Here is an 18886-nt window from a genome sequence, read left to right on the forward strand (position 1 = left end):
GTGACGCCGAAACGTTTAATCACGAGTCGAGTAGAGAATCCAGAATCTCTCGGTTCGATAGCGCCTTCTTCGTCTTGGATGAAGAGTGTGAGCCCGAAGTGGATGCGGAGGCATTGTCTTTATTACGCTCACGCAGGATGCGGATGGCTTCTTCGAAGTCTTCGAGGGTATTAAAGGCTCGATAGACGGAAGCAAAACGAAGGTAGGCGATTTCGTCGAGGTCACGGAGGAAGGGAAGAATCGCTTTTCCAACTTCATCGGAAGAGACGTTTGAAACTCCGGTTAAGCGGAGTTGTTCTTCAACCTGTTGCGCCAGGATTGCGAGATCGTCGTCAGAAACGGGGCGCCCTTGGCATGCTTTCTTCACACCGGAAACAACCTTGTTGCGCGAGAAAGGCTCGACGACACCGGCGCGCTTCACGACTTGGAACGAGGATGTTTCAAGCGTGGTGAAACGCCTCTTACATGATGTGCACGCGCGACGACGACGAATCGAGGCACCATCATCTGCGATGCGGGTATCGACGACTCGTGAATCTGGGTTATGACAGAAAGGGCAATGCACGCCTTTAACGCTACACGGCAAATAAGAAAGACGAAAAAGAAACGCGCATGAGGTGGGGGGACCTGAGTGTTAGTTCAGCGGAAGGATAACCTTCTGCCCCACCTGCAAGCCACCTTCGATGCCATTCAAACGCTGAATATCTGTCACAACATCTTCCAGGTTGCGATCGGTATCAACGCCTTGAGCCAGCGACCAGACCGATTCCCCACCGGTCACAGCATGTTCAATGGTCGGACCTGAATAGACATCGGGAGCCAGGGCGAATCCAGCCAGGCCCGCAACAACGCTGAGAGCGAGCGTCGCACACACGCCACGAACGACATGTCCGATCGACATGGTCGATTGAACCACGACCGATTGGTGGCGACAAGCCGGACGACGACGCGTTGCAGGATCATCTTGACGAAGAACGCCCTTGCGCCGACGAGCGGAAGGAGCAGACTCAATCGAGACCACATCGGCGCCATCAGCCATCCCCTGAACAAGGTGCAGGTGTGGATGAGCGTCGTGGGCAAGAGTAGCACCGGCACATGCATTCATGAGGATCTCCTTCACAACATATCGAACATATGTTCGTCGAACACTTGTACGATAACAGGTCTTCAAACAAAAGTCGAGACTTATTCGAACAAATGTTTCATTTTCGCGTCAGAATCAGATAATCTGACCTAACAAGTGCATCAGCAACCATGTAGAAACCGAATTGCACGCAACCTCACGGAGAACCTCATGACAGACAAAGCAACGCTGACTAGTCGCCAGCGAGAGATCCTTCTTGTCATTCACGAAGAGGTCAGCGCGCACGGTTTTCCTCCCTCTGTCAGAGAGATTGCCCAACGCGCACACCTTGCTTCCCCATCAACCGTGAAGTACCACTTGGACGCACTGGAACGCGCCGGCTACCTCCAACGAGTCCCCGGCTTACCGCGCGCCCTTGAACTCTCCGTAACAGCGAAACAGGAGCTCGGCGTGGACGCGCCAACTCCTCCGGCACCTCAAACAGTCACGAACGTGGTCACCATTGACCTGCCAGCCGGACACGTTGACGAAGACAGTTCGTCAATCCCCCTGGTTGGCCGTATTGCCGCGGGCGCTCCGATCACAGCAGAGCAGTACGTGGAAGATGTTTTCGAGCTACCCACTCGACTTACCGGCCACGGGCAAATGTTCATGCTGGAGGTCAGCGGAGAGTCCATGGTGGACGCTGGCATTCTGGACGGCGACTTCGTCGTTGTTCGTTCCCAATCGAACGCATCCCAGGGAGAAATCGTTGCCGCCATGATCGACGGCGAAGCTACGGTCAAGGTGTTCTCAAAGACAGACGGCCATATTTGGCTCCTGCCATGCAACGAATCCTACGCCCCCATCCCAGGCGATGAAGCCACCATTTTGGGCAAGGTGGTCACCGTCCTGCGTTCCTTGGCATAGTCGCTTCCGGGGCGTAGCCCCGGCCTCGTACCCCTGCTCGCACAGCACACACGTGTGGGGAGCACCCAACGGGCACTCCCCACACTGGACAGATACAGAACTTAGAAGCCCAAGTCCCTTGCCACCTGACGCAGGCGCGTCGCAGAGGCAGTCAGACCATCGCGCTCATTCAGCGTCAACGGCGGATTCAGGACCCTGCCCGCACCCGAACGACCAACGATTGTCGGCGCAGCCATGCAGACATCCGAGATGCCTTCCCAGTCCTCCAGCAGGCTAGAGACGGTAAGAACACGATTTTCGTCTCTAAGGACGGCACTCGCAATATTCGATGCGGCAAGACCAATTGCGTAGTTTGTCGCACCCTTGCCTTCAATGATCTTGTAGGCAGACTCAACAACATCCTGAGCAATGCGTTTACGCAATCCAATATCGAACGGTTTACCCTCCAAGGTTGGCCCCCAGTGCTCAAGGGGAACATTACCAATCTCAGCGGAGGACCACAGTGCAACTTCTGAGTCACCATGTTCACCAGCAATGTAGGCGTGAATATTCTGGGTAGCCACGCCGGTTTCACGCGACACCAGGTAGCGCAAACGCGACGTATCAAGCACAGTGCCAGATCCAAATACCTGATTGCGTGGTAGACCGGTCAGCTTCAGCGCCACATAGGTAACAACATCCACGGGATTCGTGATGAACATGAAGATTGCGTCTGGCGCAACGTTTTGAAGGTTCGGAACAATCTTCTTCATCAGTTCAACAGTTGAACCAGCAAGTTCAAGGCGCGACTGCCCCGGCTTCTGCTTGGCACCAGCGGTCACAATCACAAGGTCAGACCCACGGACGATTTCAACATCATCTGAGCCTTCAACACTGCCACACGGAGTGAATTGAATACCGTGTGCCATGTCGAGAGCTTCGGCTTCAACCTTGGCCTTGTTAATGTCCTGAAGAACGATTGTTCGAGCATCACCGCGCATTGCGCACGCGTAGGCGACTGCCGTGCCAACGGCCCCAGCCCCCACGACAGCGATCTTTGACGGACGACCCGATGACTTCGGGGGATACAAGCTATTCACACGTCCAGGCACGATGCCTTCCTTCCTCGTTGAGTGGTCTCATAGTCTCAAATTTGAATCACATTATCTCGATTTCGCATTGCTTCAAGGTAACTACGTCACCCAATTTCAGGATATTGTTAACAATTAACCTTGGACAAGCGACTTAGGGCCCCTTTCACGACCTCCTGATCGCGTGTGACCCACATTCTCGGCAACGAATTCAGCAGGTATCCACCATAGGACTTCGTGTCCACACGACGATCAAGGATCGCCACCACTCCCCTGTCCGACGCCGATCGAATCAGACGCCCAGCCCCCTGCGCCATCAGAAGCGCGGCATGAGGAAGAGAAACACCCCAAAACCCTCCAATACCACGCGCATCGGCATCCTGGGACAGAGCCTTCGTCACCGGATTATCGGGGTGCGGGAATGGAATGCGGTCGATGACGACCAGTCGACACGAGTCGCCCACAACATCAACACCCTGCCACAACGACAAGGTGCCAACCAAACACGCATCGCGCTCCCTACGGAATCGGTCAACCAGCACGCTCAAGGTTTCATCTCCCTGGCGATACACGGTGAGTTCTGTCCGATCCTTCAGAGCCTCGTACCCCTGATTCGCTGCCTTCCACGAACTGAACAGCGCCAACATTCCCCCATCGGAGGCCTGGGCAAGGGCCACCAATTCATCCGTAGCAGCGTCAGACAACCCACCCGGCCCAGGATCTGGCAAGCCGGAAGCAATATAGAGAATCCCCTGGCGCGCCGGATCGAAAGGGGTGCCCACATCGCGCGACGTCCACGGCTGCTTCGACACCATGAATCCACAATCGCGTGCCATCTGGTCGAAAGAACCACCCAACGTCAGAGTCGCTGAGGTCAAGATTGCCGGCCTACCTGAGAACCCTTTGGACCCAACGGGAAGCGCAACGTCAAGGGGCGCTAGATTCAGCGACATATTCCCCGCGTCATCTTTCGTCACAAAAGTCGCCATCGATGCCGGGTCCTCACTCCATCCGGCGATAAAGTCCCGCAATTCGTCCAGGGACCCGCGCGCAAGTATCTTGTCTGCTTGATCAGCAGATGACGCCTGTAGCTGAGTTCCGAGTTCGCGTGAGACATTATCGAGCAGCGCTAATGCGCCGACAAGCGCCTGTGGACGAGAGCCCATCAGCCCTTCCCCGCACGGGGTCAGAGCGGCAACAAAATCGACTGTAGCCATATCAAGAGCATCAGTTTCAAGCTTCGCGTTGGTTCGAAGCCTGCGTGATACGCGATGAATCATGGCCTGCGATAGCGTCATCGTCGCCTGGCTTCGTACTCTCTCAGCAAGTTCGTGGGCTTCGTCGACAACGACTGGACCAATGTCTTCAAACAGATCGTTCGGCGACGTGCAATGGATGCCAAATAGAGAATGGTTCGTGACCACCAGGTCAGCCTCTCCGGCTGTCTCCCGCGCCTGCTGGGCGAAACAGTCATCAACGTAGGGGCAGGTCTTGCCTAAACACTCACGTTTGGCGACGCTGACATGCCTCCACGCTCGGTCATCAACACCGGGGACCAGATCATCACGATCACCAGTATCGGTTTCCTTCGCCCATTGACGAAGACGCAGAACCTCTTTGCCAAGCGCGGAAGTCGACGAGTGTGCCGACGGGGCATGTGCCGGGTCGAACAGTGTGCCCTCGTCCGGATACCCACCGTTGACACGGTTCAAACACAGATAGTTTGACCAGCCCTTTTGCACAGCGACAGTGGGACGAATACCCGTCACTTTCGCAACTGCGTCTTGGACCGCAGGCGCGTCTTTCGTCAGAATCTGCCTCTGGAGTGCCAAAGTCGCGGTGGTGACGAGGCCGCGCTCGCCAGTTGCAACGCAGTGACTGAGAAGTGGCGCGAGGTAGCCAATCGACTTACCCGTACCGGTGCCCGCCTGGATCAAAATATGACCGTCAGAATTCAGGGCCTCGCTGATATCGGTGACCATTCGTCGCTGGCCATCACGTTGCGTGCCACCCATTGATTCGATCACCGCATCAAGAACCTCGATGGTCTTGCTGGCTTCGGAGTTTCCCGGTCCTACTTCCTCACTCATTCGCCACTGTCCTGGCGAGTATAGGGGGCACCTTCGGTAGCGACCGGTAGCGCCACGTCACGGATGAGCGCTGCAAGGTGCTCATCAACTCGAGCTCGAATGCGCGTTCCTTCGGCAACATATTCTTCGTGATCGACTTCGCCATCCTCGTGGATCTGATGGACCAGGTCGCCACGCGAATATGGGATCACGCAGTCAATCTGAATACGAGGCCTGGGTAGAGCTTCTTCAATGCGATGGCGAAGTTCATCGACTCCAAAGCCCGTGTATCCGGATACTGCTACCGACGACGGGAAGTAGGTGCGAAGCAGTGCTAACTGCTCTGCAGATGCAAGATCGGCTTTGTTCAGCACGATAATTTCGGGGATACCGAGAGCCCCCTCAATTTCACCCAACACCTGGTGGACAGCCTCAACTTGTCCCACCGGATCGGGGTGCGCGGCATCCACAACGTGAACGAGCAGGTCGGCTTCGCCCGCTTCTTCCAAGGTAGAGCGGAATGCTTCAACCAGCTGGGTGGGAAGATTCCGAACAAAACCAACCGTGTCTGACAGCGTGTATTCGCGACCATCCGCTGTCTGGGTCCGACGCACCGTCGGATCAAGGGTGGCGAACAGAGCGTCTTCAACGAGGACCCCTGCGCCCGTCAGTTGGTTGAGCAAAGTGGACTTACCAGCATTCGTGTAGCCAACAATAGCGACGGAAGGGACAGCTCCGCGACGACGCGATAAACGCTGAGTGCGCCGGGCAGGCTCCATCTTTCGTATTTCTTCGCGGAGCTTCGCCATGCGCGTGCGAATGCGACGACGATCCAATTCGATCTTCGTTTCGCCCGGACCTCGTGAACCGATACCCGCACCGCCCGCGACTCGACCACCCGCCTGACGGGACATCGAATCGCCCCAGCCACGAAGACGGGGAAGCAAGTATTCGAGCTGAGCCAACTCGACCTGCGCCTTACCTTCACGCGACTTCGCGTGCTGAGCGAAAATGTCGAGGATGAGAGCGGTGCGATCAACGACCTTTGCGTCGACAACATCTTCCAGTCCGCGTCGCTGGGAAGGGGCCAATTCCTCATCAACAATGACGGTATCGGCTTCAACGGCGCGCACGATCCCCGCGAGCTCTTTCGCTTTACCTGACCCCAGATAGGTGGCAGGATCCGGCTTCACCCGTTTTTGCACGACCGCATCGAGGACCTGAGATCCGGCGGTTTGCGCGAGCGCAGCAAGCTCACGTAGCGAAGTCTCGACTTCTTCTTCGGTCTGCGTCGTCCGCAGACCGACAAGGACAACCTTTTCGAGGCGAACCTGGCGGTATTCGACTTCGGAGATTTCCTCACGATCGTTGGCATAACCCTGGATACGACGGGTACCGGCACGCGCCTCTCGTTCAAGGTCGCCAGCATCTGCGGAGTGATCTTGACCGGCGGTGGATTCCAGCGCCGTGCCTCGACGCGCCAGAATGCGTGCAACAACGTCATTCGCGCGCTGTTGTGCCAATTCGTCGTCAGCCGAGAATCCGGGATTGTCCATTCAGTTCCTTCCGCGTATGTCTGCCCTCTAAGTGTGGCACCTATTCGGTCGGCGTGCGACCTACGCCCCTCTTAGTGCGTTCGTTGCCAGGCAGTCAACCCGCTAGGCTAAAGAGCGTGAATCAACAGTATTTTTCTCATTCCAGCCCTGCTCGCGCCGACGAGATATCGAAGCTGACCTACAGCGTACGAGGCCATAACTTCGACATGTCCGTCTCATCGAAGGTGTTTTCGACCAGCCGTCTGGATTTAGGAACTCGCCAGCTTCTTGCCGAAGCTCCTTGCCTTCCCGCCACCGGCACTTTCCTTGATGTGGGATGCGGTTGGGGTCCGATTGCTCTGGCAATGGCAAAGGAAGCGCCTGAAGCTACCGTCTGGGCTGTTGATGTGAACAATCGGGCGATTGATCTCACGCGCCGGAACGCCACGTCTCACGGTTGCACCAATGTGCGCGCGATGAGCGAAGACGAGGCCCTTGCAGCCGTGGCCACCGATGACGTTCGTTTTGACGTCATATGGTCAAACCCGCCGATCCGTATCGGCAAAGAGGCTCTGCATGCTCTGCTGGTGCGGTGGCTCGACCGCCTGAGCCCCACGGGTGTCGCTTATCTTGTTGTGCAGCGAAACCTTGGCGCCGATTCCCTCATTTCATGGCTGAACGGCCGCGGATACGACGCTGAAAAGTACGCGTCAAAGAAGGGCTACCGCATTATCAAGGTTCGTTCGGGCGCCTGAACTTCTGCCCCCACTTTTTACGGGTGACGCAGACCTTTGAGCGAGAGAAACAGGCTCAGACGAGTTCGAATGTAGCAACGCGAGTCGCAGGACCGGTCAGAATCACTGAAGCGTCGGTGACATGTAGCTGACCGTTCTCCCAGCTCAGGACATCGTCCAGATCAACCCACACGCGACCTCCCGGCACGTCAACGATCCACGAGGCCGGCGCTCCCTCACCTCGACGAATAGCCGTTGCAAGGGCCGCCGCACAACATCCCGTGCCACACGCAAGGGTCTCACCCACTCCGCGTTCAAGGACGCGCAGACGAATGTGGCCACTCTGATCCTCCGGGCCGGTCAGGTCAACGACGGCTTCAAGGTTTGTACCGCGCTCATTCGAGGGCGCATAGGTGGGGCGCATAACCTCGGGGGCTTCGGACGCATCAGTGGCCGGGAAGATAATGTTGTGGAGTTCCTCTTCGCTCGCAAGCGCGACAACCGTATGCGGGTTCGGCATATCCACATATACTCCGCGCAGGGTCTGCTCAATGCCCGGGATCGTCACGTCAATGTCGGCCGTTCCACTGGATCGAGCCGGACCCATGTCAACGCGGTACAGGACCTCGGCCTCGCCCCCCTGATCGATAACGCGGACAGTGCGAACTCCCCCTCTGGTGCCCACCTCAATTTCCTCATCGGTTATCAGGCCTTCGCGGCGCAGATGATCAACAAAGACGCGGATACCGTTGCCGCACATTTCCGCGATCGACCCGTCGGAATTGCGGTAGTCCATGAACCAGCGACCATCCTTCATGACGGCACGCATCAGCCCATCAGCGCCGATACCGAACGCAGGCGAGCAGAGACGACGCACCTCTACAGCATCGATATCGTTTGTGTCATCGGCATCTGTGTAGACAACGAAAGAATTCCCAGTGCCGTGGGCTTTCGCAATACGAGTTGAGGGACGTAGAGCAGTCATATCGTTAACGCTAGTGGGTCTGCGCGCCGGCGTAGTCATCCGCCGTTTTTTGGACAATCTTCAGTGCCCGGTCCAGCAGGTCGTTCTTCGAGCTTCCGTCTTCGGCATCGATCCAGATCACGCGATGGTCAGGGCGCAACCACTTGATCTGACGCCTGGCCAACTGCCTGGTCGCGATAGCGATCGATTCCTTCGCTTCATCGATGCTCATCTGCCCATCGATCACCGCAATTGCCTGGGCATACCCCGTCGCCTTCGACGCCGTCTTCGCATCGCGCAAGCCCTGATCGATCAGGGCGCGAGTCTCTTCAATCAGACCGTCATCAAACATCATCTGGGTGCGAAGAACAATGCGTCGATCCAATTCATCGAGATCACGGCGGATCGCGATCATCACAGACGGCTTCACGAACTCTTTGACCGGCATATGCGACGAATAGGGTTTGCCAGTCAGTTCAATGACTTCGAGGGCACGAATAATACGACGAGCATTGTGCGGATCAATGCGAGAAGCAGACACCGGATCGAGGGCCTCGAGTTTGCCATGAAGCCCCCGACTGCCCAGCGGGCCTTCCGCTTCTTCTTCCAGTGCAGAGCGTACTTTCGGATCTGTTCCAGGGAACTCAATATGATCGAGCAACGCACGTTGATAAAGACCCGAGCCGCCGGCAACGATCGCAACGCTTCCCTCGCCGTGGATCGCCTCTAGGTCCGCTCGCGCATGCGTCTGATAGTGGGCAACCGACGCTTCCTGACTGATGTCGAGAACATCGAGTTGATAGTGAGGAATCCCGCGACGTTCCTCCAGCGGCGTCTTCGCCGTGCCAACATCCATGCCCCGATACAGCTGAAGTGCATCAGCACTCACGATCTGACCGCCATTTGCTCCCCAGCGTCTGCCCAATTCTTCGGCAAGATCCAGAGCCAAATCAGACTTGCCCGACGCTGTCGGTCCAACAACAGCAACAATCAGTTGCGACGGATTCGCTAGAGTCATCGCCTGGCTCTCACGATCCCCCACCTGAGCATCAGACGTGGTGCAGCGCGCATCAGCGCTTGGGATTAAAGAATGAGTGTCAGCCATGGGTTCAGTCTAAATGGCACTTCCTATTTCCCGCCGTCTACCAAACCCCGTAAGGTAGCAGTATGAGTGTGACAACAACAGATCCGGTCACCATCGACCGCATTGCACGCGCACTTGAAGACATGGGCGTTTTCCCCTTCATTTCGTCCAAGGATCAAGTTGCTGCTCTGCTTCCAAACCGTACAATCCGATTCATCGTCCCGCCCACGTCTCCAGCACAGGGCGTTGTCGACTACCCCCGCTTCTTCCACCCGTCGCACCAGCAAGCTCTGCTTGAAACAATGCGCACGTTGAACGCTTCAACATACGTGCCGAAGGCGACAACCTACACCAGCGAGCAAGGGATGATCGGTATCCGCCTCTTCCACTGCTTCAACTGGGTAGCTGGGGCGACTCATGAGCAGCTGGCAGAAGAGGTCCAGCAGTTTGTGCTCGCATCCATCGCGGTCCAAAACCGTCTTGACCAGATGTACGTTGACCCGTGGACAAAGGAGGCCTCCAATGCCTGAATGGAAGTCATTTTCGATGGGTGACGGCGCCTCTCCACTGACCGAGTCACCGATCCAGCACCTGTCCCAGACCGCTACGCCGGCACCGGGCATGGAAGCTGATGAAGCCGCTGAAAAGTGGGGTACCGAGGTTTCTGAGGTCAGCATTGAACGAATTGAAAACGTTGTTGCTGGAGATGGACTGTCCCACGGCTCAAACGAATTCGTTGTTATCACTGAAGTTGAGGGTGCTCGCATCCAGATTCACCGCGAACCAGCAGATTCGCCGTGGATTCAGATCGAAGCACGCATGGAACTCGACGCTGAGAGAGCAGCTAAGCTCGACATGCCTCGCCTGAACGAACTCACCAATAAGTGGAACGTCGACCATCTTCAGCCGACCACGTTCGCTCTTGAAACTGAAGATAGCAAGGTCGTTATCTTGGCGACCCGTTTCTTCGCTGGCAAGGGAATGTCAGACCGTCAGATCCATGCGATGGTGCGTCGCGGACTGGGAGTGACACTGCAAGCATTGAACGAAATGCCGGCTTTGCTGGCACACGCGTAAGTCTTGATCAGTGCGCACACGATTGGTGCGCGATTCGCGAAACGAAATAGCAGGTGTGCATCGCTCATCGAGCGGAGCACACCTGCTATGCGTCTATAGGGAACCGAGCAGTTTCAGTGAGGTCGTCCCACGCGGATCGTCGGAATACCCAACGACACGCGTTCGTCTTCCTCATGAGCTTGGCGACGCTCCCATGCATCGCCTGCGCGCGTACGGCGCATAGTCCATAGACCACCACCTGTCAGAGCCGAATCTGCGATCAAGTGGTGCGGGGCGCCGTGAGTGACGGTAGCGGTCACCATGTCGCCAGGACGTGGCTTATCTGCTTCGCTGATGCCCTCCGGCAAAGCAACGTGCACCAAGCGATTATCGCGGGCTCGCCCGGTAACGCGCAGTGTTTCACCATCTTTACGACCATCACCCTCAGAGATCAGGACCTCGACCGTGGTGCCTTCCAATGCAGCATTATCTTCCGCGCAAATTCGCTCTTGAAGAGCAACGAGGCGCTTGTAGCGTTCCAGTGCGACATCATCGGGAACCTGGTCTTCACGATCGGCAGCTGGCGTACCCGGACGTGGGGAATAGAGGAACGTGAACGCTGACGAGAATCGAGCCCGTTCGACAACGTCCAGCGTCTGTTGGAAGTCTTCTTCGGTTTCACCGGGGAAGCCAACAATGATGTCTGTCGTAATCGCAGCATCGGGAATCGCGGCGCGGACTCTTTCGAGAATACCCATGAACTTTTCGCGCCTATAGGAGCGTCGCATCTGACGAAGCACCGCATCGGAGCCAGATTGAAGTGGCATATGAAGGCTGGGCATCACGGTAGGAGTTTCAGCCATCGCCGCAATCACATCGTCCGTGAAGGCAGCCGGGTGAGGTGATGTGAAACGTACGCGTTCGAGACCCTCGATCTGCCCCACTGAGCGAAGGAGAGAGGCGAATGCGCCTCGTTCACCGAAACCGACACCATATGAATTGACGTTCTGTCCCAGCAACGTCACTTCGATCGCACCTTCTAAGACGACCGCCTGAACTTCGGACAGAATCTCTCCTGGACGACGATCTCGTTCTTTACCGCGCAGATGAGGAACGATGCAGAAGGTGCACGTGTTGTTGCAACCCACGGAGATTGAAACCCACGCAGCGTACGCGGATTCGCGGTGAGTGGGCAGAGTCGACGGGAAGACCTTCAACGATTCTTCGATTTCGACAGCAGCTTTGCGGTTGTGTTCAGCACGCTTCAACAGGGCGGGGAGCACATCAATATTGTGTGTTCCAAACACTGCATCAACCCATGGAGCCTTATCGATAATGCCGTCACGCATCTGTTGCGCAAGACATCCACCGACGGCGATCTGCATGCCCGGACGTTCACGTTTTACCGACGCGAGCTGACCGAGGTTGCCATACAGCTTCGTCGCAGCGTTCTCGCGAACCGAGCAGGTGTTGATAACAACAACGTCGGCACCCATGTCACCGGCATCAGTTGCTCGTGCCTGAGCTGCAGGAACACGGTCAACCGGGATGAGTCCAGCTTCTTCCAGCAAGCCAGCCATACGCTCAGAGTCGTGAACGTTCATCTGGCATCCCAGCGTTTTAATCGCATAGGTGCGCGGAAGAGCTACCTGAGATGCTTCGTCTATATTCGTTTCCATCGCGGACAGTTTAATCATTCCCATCGGTTCGGGTGAAGTGAAGAACATCGTGGGCAAGGCTGAGAGCTGCACTAACACTCTGGTTGCGTACCGCTTCCCTGTCCCCCATGAAGTGGAAGAGGCGATGGCGCTCAACAGCGCCCATCACGCAGGCGACATGCACGGTTCCGGCAGGATGAAGTCCCTGCGGTCCGGGACCAGCAACCCCCGTCGTTGCAATGCCAAGGTCTGAACCAGTGAGCTCGCAGACTCCGCGCGCCATTTGAATTGCAACGCGCCGGTCAACGGGACCGAATGACTGTAACAGGCTGGGATCAACACCCAGGATCTGAGCTTTTAATTTGGTGTCATAGGTGCACACTCCGCCAAGAAGGACAGCTGATACTCCCGGCACATCAACCAATGTGGAGCACAGTTTTCCACCGGTCAGTGATTCAGCAACGCTGACGGTGACATGATTCAGTGAGCATTGTTGAATCAGTTCAACTGCTTCTTCTACAGGCATGAGGTTCTTCCACTCAACGCACAGCCACAAAGCATGGTGTGCTATTCGTTGTCTTCAGCTTCGATGTCATCAGCAAGCACCTGCAAGACGGCACTTGAGACAACCGAAGGCGAATACCCTTTTCTGCTCAACATACCAACCAGCCGACGATAGGCAACTTGGCGACTGACACTGCCCATTGACCTGCGCTTTCGCATGGCAAGATCGAATGCCTTGTTCGCTTCATCATCAGGTTTTATCAAAGCAAGTGCTTGCTCAATGTCAGCGCGCGACAGTCCTTTACGTCGTAGTTCTTCAACGAGTGCTCGCCCGGTCTTCCCACCAAGTTCAAAACGATCATGAACAAGCATGCGAGCAAAAGCAGCATCATCAACCAACCCAACCTGTTGGAGGCGATCGATCACTTCGTCGGCAGTCTCGGTTGAGAAACCTTTTGCGACGATAGCGCTACGCAATTCGCCAGTCGAACGACTCCGAGAATCAAGCTGTCGAAGAGCAACTTCACGCGCCGCTTCGATCGCTTCAGTGCCCGTCAGAGCAGCATTCTTCTCTTTTAAGCGTGCAAGACGCTCTCCGACTGAGGAGCGCGCCTTGCACGTTCGTTCGAGCTCCGGATGATCTTCAGGATCCAGATAACGAACCATTGGTGTTAGAAACCTGCATCTTCCATCGGATCGATGTCAGGAAGATCTTGGTTTTCATCTTCGGGCTCAAGTGGTTCACCGATTCCGAGGGCTGCCAGAATCTTGTTTTCGATCTCTGTGGCAAGTTCAGGGTTATCGATCAGGAACTGACGGACGTTTTCTTTGCCCTGTCCAAGCTGATCGTCCCCGTAAGTAAACCAGGATCCCGACTTACGCACGACGCCAGCCTCAACACCCATGTCGATAATCGAACCTTCACGCGAGATGCCCTTGCCGTAGACGATGTCGAATTCGGCCTGCTTGAAGGGTGGCGCCATCTTGTTCTTCACGACCTTGGCACGCGTGCGGTTACCGACCGGGGCTCCCGCTTCCTTCAAGGTTTCAATGCGACGAACATCAATGCGAACCGATGCGTAGAACTTCAGAGCCTTGCCACCCGTTGTCGTTTCGGGAGAACCAAAGAATACGCCGATCTTTTCACGTAGCTGGTTAATGAAAATGGCCGTGGTCCCAGTGGCAGAAAGCGCACCCGTGATCTTACGAAGTGCTTGGCTCATCAGGCGAGCCTGAAGACCAACATGGGAATCGCCCATTTCGCCTTCGATTTCAGCCTTAGGAACGAGGGCTGCAACCGAGTCAATAACAATAATGTCGATACCACCGGAGCGGATCAACATATCTGCAATTTCAAGGGCCTGTTCACCGGTATCGGGCTGAGAAACCAGCAGAGCGTCCGTATCAACACCCAGCGCCTTTGCATATACCGGGTCAAGAGCATGTTCAGCGTCAATGAACGCTGCGTTACCGCCAGCCTTTTGAGCGCTGGCGACAGCATGGAGAGCAACGGTGGTCTTACCGGAGGATTCGGGTCCGTAGATTTCGATGACACGACCACGTGGCAAGCCACCGATGCCGAGAGCAACATCCAGAGCAAGCGAACCGGTGGGAATCACCTGTACCGGCGGACGCGAGTCGTCGCCCAAGCGCATGACAGAGCCCTTACCGAATTGCTTATCAATCTGAGAAAGCGCTACTTCGAGCGCCTTGTTGCGGTCATTTCCCTTGGGAGCAGACACGGGTGCATTCTTGCGACCTGCCATGATGTCCTTCTTCAGATCCGAGCCTCACCGGCTGACGATTATTCTGGCCTTTGAAGTGTGATCCCCTCTCCGAGGACACACAATGACGATATGCCTGACCATGGGCAAACCACATTGCACACCTGCTTACCTGTGGATAAGTGAGGGCAAAATGCGTCATCTACACAAAATGATATATGGAACAGGTGTTCTACACCTTCGGGCGACGCGCCGAAAGCTACGAACGAGACCTACGTCGCTCTTTTTGATCCAGTCGATGAATCCACTTCATGGACGGGTCAACACCCGTTTCGTCGACCAACGCATCCCACACTTCCTGAGGAGCAACCCCGCGATCAAGAGCCTCTTCGCACGTTCCACATAGCGAAGTGAGATAGAGGTCAGACGCGTATGAACGACCGAGCGTCGCCCCAAAGACAGCGTCAACGCCCTCCCAGAATTCAGAGACCTTCACGCGTCAGCTAATCAAGGTAACAGGGACAAGATCGTCCGGAACAGTATCCGGAACGACAACGCCATCTACAACGGCAAGGCGGTCAGAGACTTCACGCAGAACAAACCACAGCGGGACATCGAGAGCCTCGCAAATAGCTTCAAGCAACTCTGACGACGCTTCCTTCTGACCGCGCTCTACCTCTGACAGATATCCCAGCGAAACTTGAGCGCCGGCAGAGACCTCTCTGAGCGTGCGCTTTTGACGCTGACGGATACCACGCAGGACGTCGCCAAGCTCAGTCCTCAATAAAGGTGCGGTAGTCAGTGAAGCATTCATAAGAAAAGAGTATCCCCCACCATATAAAAATGCGCGCGCAGACCACGTGATAAGACCAACCCGCCGACTGGATAGCACAAGAAATGCGGACATTATCCGCGAAATTTCAACGATAAGACGCGAAAGGGGAAGTGTGTCTCACCATTAAATAAGTTGAGTCACTTTGACTCAACTTGAGGTGAGCTTGCCTTCCAGAGCTTCGCGCCCTCGACAACATAAACCAGACCAGACCAGACAGTCATCACCAATGCCAGGCCTGCGACAACCCAACCGAAGATCAGCATTCCGTGGGTCAGCGAAGCATATGCGGGCCACGAAGCACCCAGAGACTGCCACGGAATCAGAAGCAACCAGATCGCGAAAATCTGCAGAACCGTCTTCAGCTTGCCACCCTTATTTGCCGACACAACAATGTCACGTCGCAACAAAACTGCACGCAAAGCCGTAATACCAAGCTCGCGAACAGCAATCAGAATCGTCACCCACCACGGCAACAATCCAGCAATCGAGAGCACGATGAATGCACCCAGCGTAAGCGCCTTATCCGCAATCGGATCCATCAAACGACCGAAGTCTGTGATGAGATTTCGCGAACGCGCAATATGCCCATCAAGCTGATCTGTTGCGGCAGCAACCATGAAGACTACAACAGCCCACCAGCGCGCAGCAGAAGCCTCAAGGAACATCAGCCAAATGAATACCGGGACCAGAACCAGACGGAAAACGGTCAAAACATTGGGCACGTTCCATAAAGAAACATGGTGTTCATGATCAACACGAGAAACATTACTTCCCATAGCACCCCTTTTTTTGGCTTAGCGACCGGTCAGCTGCCAAGCGTCCTCATCATCGTCGGGCTCTTCATCTACCCATTGTGGTGCATTCCCACCATAATCATGTCCTGAATATGGGTCCGGTGCCGACATAGCACCATCGACCGCACCAGTGCGCACATCGGTGCCGGGAACGCCATCACCAGTTGACGCGGTCTCGTCACCCATGGAAGGCACGACCTCTGTTGCTTCGTCTAGCGTCTCTACTTCGCCTCGTAGCATGGCAAGCACCTGAGGCAACTGCTCGGGCGCAACCAACACCTGGCGCGCCTTCGACCCTTCGGATGGGCCGACGATTTCACGCGACTCGAGCAGGTCCATCAGGCGACCTGCTCTGGCAAAACCGACACGCAACTTGCGCTGAAGCATCGACGTCGAACCCAGCTGCGAGGAAACAACCAGCTCAGCTGCCTGCAACAGATCATCGAGGTCATCGCCAATATCCTCGGCGACCTTGACCTTCTTCGCCGGCGCAACCACATCCTCGCGGTACGTGGGTTGCATCTGCGACTTCACGTGCGCGACAACCTTGTGAATCTCCGACTCGCTGACCCACGCGCCCTGGACGCGCAACGGCTTCGAAGCGCCGGCAGGAAGGTAGAGAGCATCGCCCTGACCGATCAGCTTCTCAGCACCCGGCTGGTCGAGAATCGTGCGAGAGTCAGTCAGGGACGAGGTAGCAAACGCCAAACGCGAGGGGATATTCGCCTTAATCAAGCCGGTCACAACGTCAACAGACGGACGCTGCGTCGCCAGCACCAAGTGGATGCCAGCGGCACGCGCCAGCTGAGTGATGCGCTGAATCGAGGCTTCAACATCGCGCGGAGCAACCATCATCATGTCGGCGAGCTCATCAACCACCACCAGCAAATACGGGTACGGGTGAAGCGTGCGTTGCAGACCGGGCTTTGCCTGAACCTGACCGGACGCCACAGCCTTATTGAAATCGTCAATGTGCTTGAAGCCATACTCAGCCAGATCATCGTAACGCGCATCCATTTCGCGCACGACCCATTCGAGAGCCTCAGCAGCCTTCTTCGGATCGGTGATAATCGGCGAAATCAGGTGCGGAATTCCTTCGTAAATCGTCAGTTCCACGCGCTTGGGATCAACCAGGATCATGCGCACCTGCTGGGGCGTCGCACGCATCATGATCGACGTAATCATCGAATTCACGAAGCTCGACTTACCGGAACCCGTCTGGCCAGCGACCAGCATGTGAGGAGTCTTTGCGAGGTTCGTGACAACGTACCCGCCTTCGACGTCCTTACCCACGCCGACGACCAGCGGATGCTGGTTACGCATAGCAGCGCCGGAACGCAATACGTCACCCAGCGCCACGTTTTCGCGGTCAGCGTTCGGAATTTCAATGCCGATCGCTGACTTTCCAGGAATCGGAGCAAGGATACGCACGTCAGCTGAAGCCACCGCATACGCGATGTTCTTCGTCAGGTTCATCAGTTTGTCGACCTTGACGCCGGCACCAAGAACAACTTCGTAGCGCGTCACTGTCGGACCTCGTGAAAAACCGGTGACCCTCGCATCAACGTTGAAGTCAGCGAACACCTGCATCAGCGCATTGACAACCTGATCATTGACCTCGGAGCGAGTCTTGTGCGGCGGGCCGGCAACAAGAAGACTGGCCTGGGGAAGCGTGTACGTGATTGCATCGTCCAGGTTCGGCTGAAAACCGGGCTGAGCAGGAGGATCGGTGATCGGCGGAGCAGGAATACTTGTCGCTCCCCCACGCACATCGACTTCGGAGGTCGCTATATTAGCGGTCAGCCCATCGATGCCAGCAGTCGCATCAGGCAGGGAAATCACCTGAGTTGGCATGTCCTGCGGATCGGGGGAAGGCTCAGCCTTCTTCGCAAACCGAGACTTGCGCGCCGGCTTATCAACAAACTTTTCCGCATTCGCATCTTGCTCAAGGACAACCGTCGGGTCATCGCTGATCTGTGGGGAACGGAACGACTCATCACCATCATATTGTTCAAGGAAAGGATCATCGCCCGCAGCAAGATCCTCGCGCGCACGACGCCTGCGTTCGCGTGCACGTTCTTCATCGCTCATTTCTTCATCTCCACCGCGGTGGGTCAGCGAACGGAAGAAGGAGGCGAGAGCAGCCGGAGCATCGGCAACACGCGTACGAGTTGCCAGCAAGATCGAGTAAATGCCCAAAAGAATGAGGATTCCGCCAGCCCCCCACCCTGACAGCAGAAGCGTCAGTGGGCGCGCGATAAACCAGCCGATAATGCCACCGGCCGATTCAATAGCTGCTAGGTCATCGAATGCCGGATTTCCTTGACTGATATGCACCAAACCGGTCAGGGCAACCGTCAACCCAATGCCACCCGCAGTGTGGTGTGGCAAGGCGTGGTTTCCGGAGCGCGCGCGGAAGAGTTCTACGGCTTGTGCGACAAGTGCCAGTGGAACAACGACAGAGAATAGACCAACGAGGCCGGCTGCCCCGTGGTGCAATACATCCCCAGCCTGGCCGGAAATGTGGAACCACTCGCGCAGGGCGACAACGATCGCTAGCGCAAGAAGCACAAACGCAAGGCCGTCGCGCTTTACTTGCACATCAGCTGCATTGAACGCGCGAACCATCGAGGCAATACCACGCCCGATTGCTGAGAAGAACGAGGCAAGGAGCCCCGGCTTCTCCGTTATCTCGGGTTGAGCCTGCTTCTGATTCGACGTGCGCTGGCGCGACTTGGCGTTCGAGCCATTTCGGGCAGATGGGTTGCTTTTAGCCATGATGATCAAAACGCTACCCGTAGACCTGGCGAATCGTGATCGGCGCGCCGTTAAAGCGCAGTCTCACGCGGATCTCACACTCGTGACG

General features: G+C 56.2%; 19 protein-coding genes. 4 read left to right on the forward strand and 15 right to left on the reverse strand.

Annotated features, from left to right (window positions below):
* Positions 1 to 19: 19 nt before the first annotated feature.
* Both nrdR and QP442_RS05380 read right to left on the reverse strand, forming a co-directional pair.
* On the reverse strand, positions 20 to 565 hold the full coding sequence (gene nrdR, locus QP442_RS05375) for a transcriptional regulator NrdR (RefSeq protein WP_006681698.1): 546 nt from the start codon (positions 563 to 565) through the stop codon (positions 20 to 22).
* Between the two features lie 69 nt (positions 566 to 634).
* Positions 635 to 1105: a LysM peptidoglycan-binding domain-containing protein gene (locus QP442_RS05380; protein ID WP_006681699.1), complete on the reverse strand. Its 471-nt coding sequence runs from the start codon at positions 1103 to 1105 to the stop codon at positions 635 to 637.
* A gap of 189 nt (positions 1106 to 1294) precedes the next feature.
* Between QP442_RS05380 and lexA the strand changes: the two genes are divergently transcribed.
* Positions 1295 to 1993: a transcriptional repressor LexA gene (gene lexA, locus QP442_RS05385; RefSeq protein WP_103633554.1), complete on the forward strand. Its 699-nt coding sequence runs from the start codon at positions 1295 to 1297 to the stop codon at positions 1991 to 1993.
* Between the two features lie 101 nt (positions 1994 to 2094).
* Here lexA and QP442_RS05390 read toward each other — a convergent pair whose 3' ends face one another.
* The 3 genes from QP442_RS05390 to hflX form a co-directional block, all read right to left on the reverse strand.
* Positions 2095 to 3084, reverse strand: coding sequence for an L-lactate dehydrogenase (locus tag QP442_RS05390; protein WP_006681701.1), 990 nt, complete (start codon positions 3082 to 3084; stop codon positions 2095 to 2097).
* Between the two features lie 107 nt (positions 3085 to 3191).
* The gene (locus QP442_RS05395; protein ID WP_285069683.1) at positions 3192 to 5153 is read right to left on the reverse strand and encodes an ATP-dependent DNA helicase; all 1962 of its coding nucleotides are present in this window, start codon (positions 5151 to 5153) and stop codon (positions 3192 to 3194) included.
* On the reverse strand, positions 5150 to 6688 hold the full coding sequence (gene hflX / locus QP442_RS05400; RefSeq protein ID WP_006681703.1) for a GTPase HflX: 1539 nt from the start codon (positions 6686 to 6688) through the stop codon (positions 5150 to 5152). Before hflX ends, QP442_RS05395 begins: the two co-directional genes overlap by 4 nt.
* A 116-nt stretch (positions 6689 to 6804) precedes the next feature.
* Here hflX and QP442_RS05405 point away from each other — a divergent pair, with 116 nt between their 5' ends.
* On the forward strand, positions 6805 to 7422 hold the full coding sequence (locus QP442_RS05405; RefSeq protein WP_103633552.1) for a class I SAM-dependent methyltransferase: 618 nt from the start codon (positions 6805 to 6807) through the stop codon (positions 7420 to 7422).
* A gap of 55 nt (positions 7423 to 7477) precedes the next feature.
* Here QP442_RS05405 and dapF read toward each other — a convergent pair whose 3' ends face one another.
* Entirely contained in the window at positions 7478 to 8386 is a 909-nt protein-coding gene (gene dapF, locus QP442_RS05410; protein ID WP_103633551.1) for a diaminopimelate epimerase, read from the reverse strand.
* 10 nt (positions 8387 to 8396) lie between these two features.
* Positions 8397 to 9383, reverse strand: coding sequence for a tRNA (adenosine(37)-N6)-dimethylallyltransferase MiaA (miaA, locus tag QP442_RS05415; protein WP_181002190.1), 987 nt, complete (start codon positions 9381 to 9383; stop codon positions 8397 to 8399).
* A 149-nt stretch (positions 9384 to 9532) separates the two neighbouring features.
* Here miaA and QP442_RS05420 point away from each other — a divergent pair, with 149 nt between their 5' ends.
* Together QP442_RS05420 and QP442_RS05425 are read left to right on the forward strand one after the other, a co-directional pair.
* Entirely contained in the window at positions 9533 to 9979 is a 447-nt protein-coding gene (locus tag QP442_RS05420; protein WP_006681707.1) for a YbjN domain-containing protein, read from the forward strand.
* A complete protein-coding gene (locus QP442_RS05425) occupies positions 9972 to 10526 on the forward strand; it encodes a histidine kinase (RefSeq protein ID WP_103633549.1) in 555 nt (184 codons plus the stop codon). The genes QP442_RS05420 and QP442_RS05425 overlap by 8 nt, the downstream gene beginning before the upstream one ends.
* A 113-nt stretch (positions 10527 to 10639) precedes the next feature.
* Here QP442_RS05425 and miaB read toward each other — a convergent pair whose 3' ends face one another.
* The 8 genes from miaB to QP442_RS05465 all read right to left on the reverse strand — a co-directional run bounded on the left by miaB (position 10640) and on the right by QP442_RS05465 (position 18798).
* A complete protein-coding gene (gene miaB, locus QP442_RS05430; RefSeq protein ID WP_103633631.1) occupies positions 10640 to 12184 on the reverse strand; it encodes a tRNA (N6-isopentenyl adenosine(37)-C2)-methylthiotransferase MiaB in 1545 nt (514 codons plus the stop codon).
* Positions 12185 to 12194: 10 nt separating this feature from the next.
* Positions 12195 to 12689 (reverse strand): CinA family protein, encoded by a 495-nt coding sequence (locus tag QP442_RS05435; RefSeq protein WP_006681710.1) that lies wholly within the window; start codon positions 12687 to 12689, stop codon positions 12195 to 12197.
* Positions 12690 to 12730: 41 nt separating this feature from the next.
* Positions 12731 to 13333 carry a regulatory protein RecX gene (locus QP442_RS05440; protein ID WP_006681711.1) on the reverse strand — a complete coding sequence of 201 codons (603 nt, stop codon included), beginning with the start codon at positions 13331 to 13333 and terminating at the stop codon, positions 12731 to 12733.
* A gap of 5 nt (positions 13334 to 13338) precedes the next feature.
* On the reverse strand, positions 13339 to 14433 hold the full coding sequence (gene recA, locus QP442_RS05445) for a recombinase RecA (protein WP_006681712.1): 1095 nt from the start codon (positions 14431 to 14433) through the stop codon (positions 13339 to 13341).
* A gap of 217 nt (positions 14434 to 14650) precedes the next feature.
* The gene (locus tag QP442_RS05450; protein WP_103633548.1) at positions 14651 to 14887 is read right to left on the reverse strand and encodes a DUF3046 domain-containing protein; all 237 of its coding nucleotides are present in this window, start codon (positions 14885 to 14887) and stop codon (positions 14651 to 14653) included.
* Positions 14888 to 14890: 3 nt separating this feature from the next.
* Positions 14891 to 15205: a helix-turn-helix domain-containing protein gene (locus tag QP442_RS05455; RefSeq protein WP_006681714.1), complete on the reverse strand. Its 315-nt coding sequence runs from the start codon at positions 15203 to 15205 to the stop codon at positions 14891 to 14893.
* Between the two features lie 158 nt (positions 15206 to 15363).
* Positions 15364 to 16002: a CDP-diacylglycerol--glycerol-3-phosphate 3-phosphatidyltransferase gene (gene pgsA, locus QP442_RS05460; protein WP_006681715.1), complete on the reverse strand. Its 639-nt coding sequence runs from the start codon at positions 16000 to 16002 to the stop codon at positions 15364 to 15366.
* Between the two features lie 18 nt (positions 16003 to 16020).
* Complete coding sequence (locus tag QP442_RS05465) at positions 16021 to 18798, reverse strand: FtsK/SpoIIIE family DNA translocase (protein WP_006681716.1); 2778 nt, start codon at positions 18796 to 18798, stop codon at positions 16021 to 16023.
* Positions 18799 to 18886: the final 88 nt, after the last annotated feature.

It is taken from the genome of Pauljensenia sp. UMB1177 (assembly GCF_030217965.1).
Taxonomy (GTDB): Bacteria; Actinomycetota; Actinomycetes; order Actinomycetales; family Actinomycetaceae; genus Pauljensenia; species Pauljensenia turicensis_A.

Coding starts and splice junctions, on each gene's coding strand:
- QP442_RS05425 (WP_103633549.1), top strand. CDS start 9,972: ATGCCTGAATGGAAGTCATTTTCGATGGGTGACGGCGCCTCTCCACTG.
- QP442_RS05420 (WP_006681707.1), top strand. CDS start 9,533: ATGAGTGTGACAACAACAGATCCGGTCACCATCGACCGCATTGCACGC.
- QP442_RS05395 (WP_285069683.1), bottom strand. CDS start 5,153: ATGAGTGAGGAAGTAGGACCGGGAAACTCCGAAGCCAGCAAGACCATC.
- dapF (WP_103633551.1), bottom strand. CDS start 8,386: ATGACTGCTCTACGTCCCTCAACTCGTATTGCGAAAGCCCACGGCACT.
- pgsA (WP_006681715.1), bottom strand. CDS start 16,002: ATGGGAAGTAATGTTTCTCGTGTTGATCATGAACACCATGTTTCTTTA.
- QP442_RS05455 (WP_006681714.1), bottom strand. CDS start 15,205: ATGAATGCTTCACTGACTACCGCACCTTTATTGAGGACTGAGCTTGGC.
- QP442_RS05440 (WP_006681711.1), bottom strand. CDS start 13,333: ATGGTTCGTTATCTGGATCCTGAAGATCATCCGGAGCTCGAACGAACG.
- hflX (WP_006681703.1), bottom strand. CDS start 6,688: ATGGACAATCCCGGATTCTCGGCTGACGACGAATTGGCACAACAGCGC.
- recA (WP_006681712.1), bottom strand. CDS start 14,433: ATGGCAGGTCGCAAGAATGCACCCGTGTCTGCTCCCAAGGGAAATGAC.
- QP442_RS05380 (WP_006681699.1), bottom strand. CDS start 1,105: ATGAATGCATGTGCCGGTGCTACTCTTGCCCACGACGCTCATCCACAC.
- lexA (WP_103633554.1), top strand. CDS start 1,295: ATGACAGACAAAGCAACGCTGACTAGTCGCCAGCGAGAGATCCTTCTT.
- miaA (WP_181002190.1), bottom strand. CDS start 9,383: ATGACTCTAGCGAATCCGTCGCAACTGATTGTTGCTGTTGTTGGACCG.
- QP442_RS05465 (WP_006681716.1), bottom strand. CDS start 18,798: ATGGCTAAAAGCAACCCATCTGCCCGAAATGGCTCGAACGCCAAGTCG.
- QP442_RS05435 (WP_006681710.1), bottom strand. CDS start 12,689: ATGCCTGTAGAAGAAGCAGTTGAACTGATTCAACAATGCTCACTGAAT.
- miaB (WP_103633631.1), bottom strand. CDS start 12,184: ATGGAAACGAATATAGACGAAGCATCTCAGGTAGCTCTTCCGCGCACC.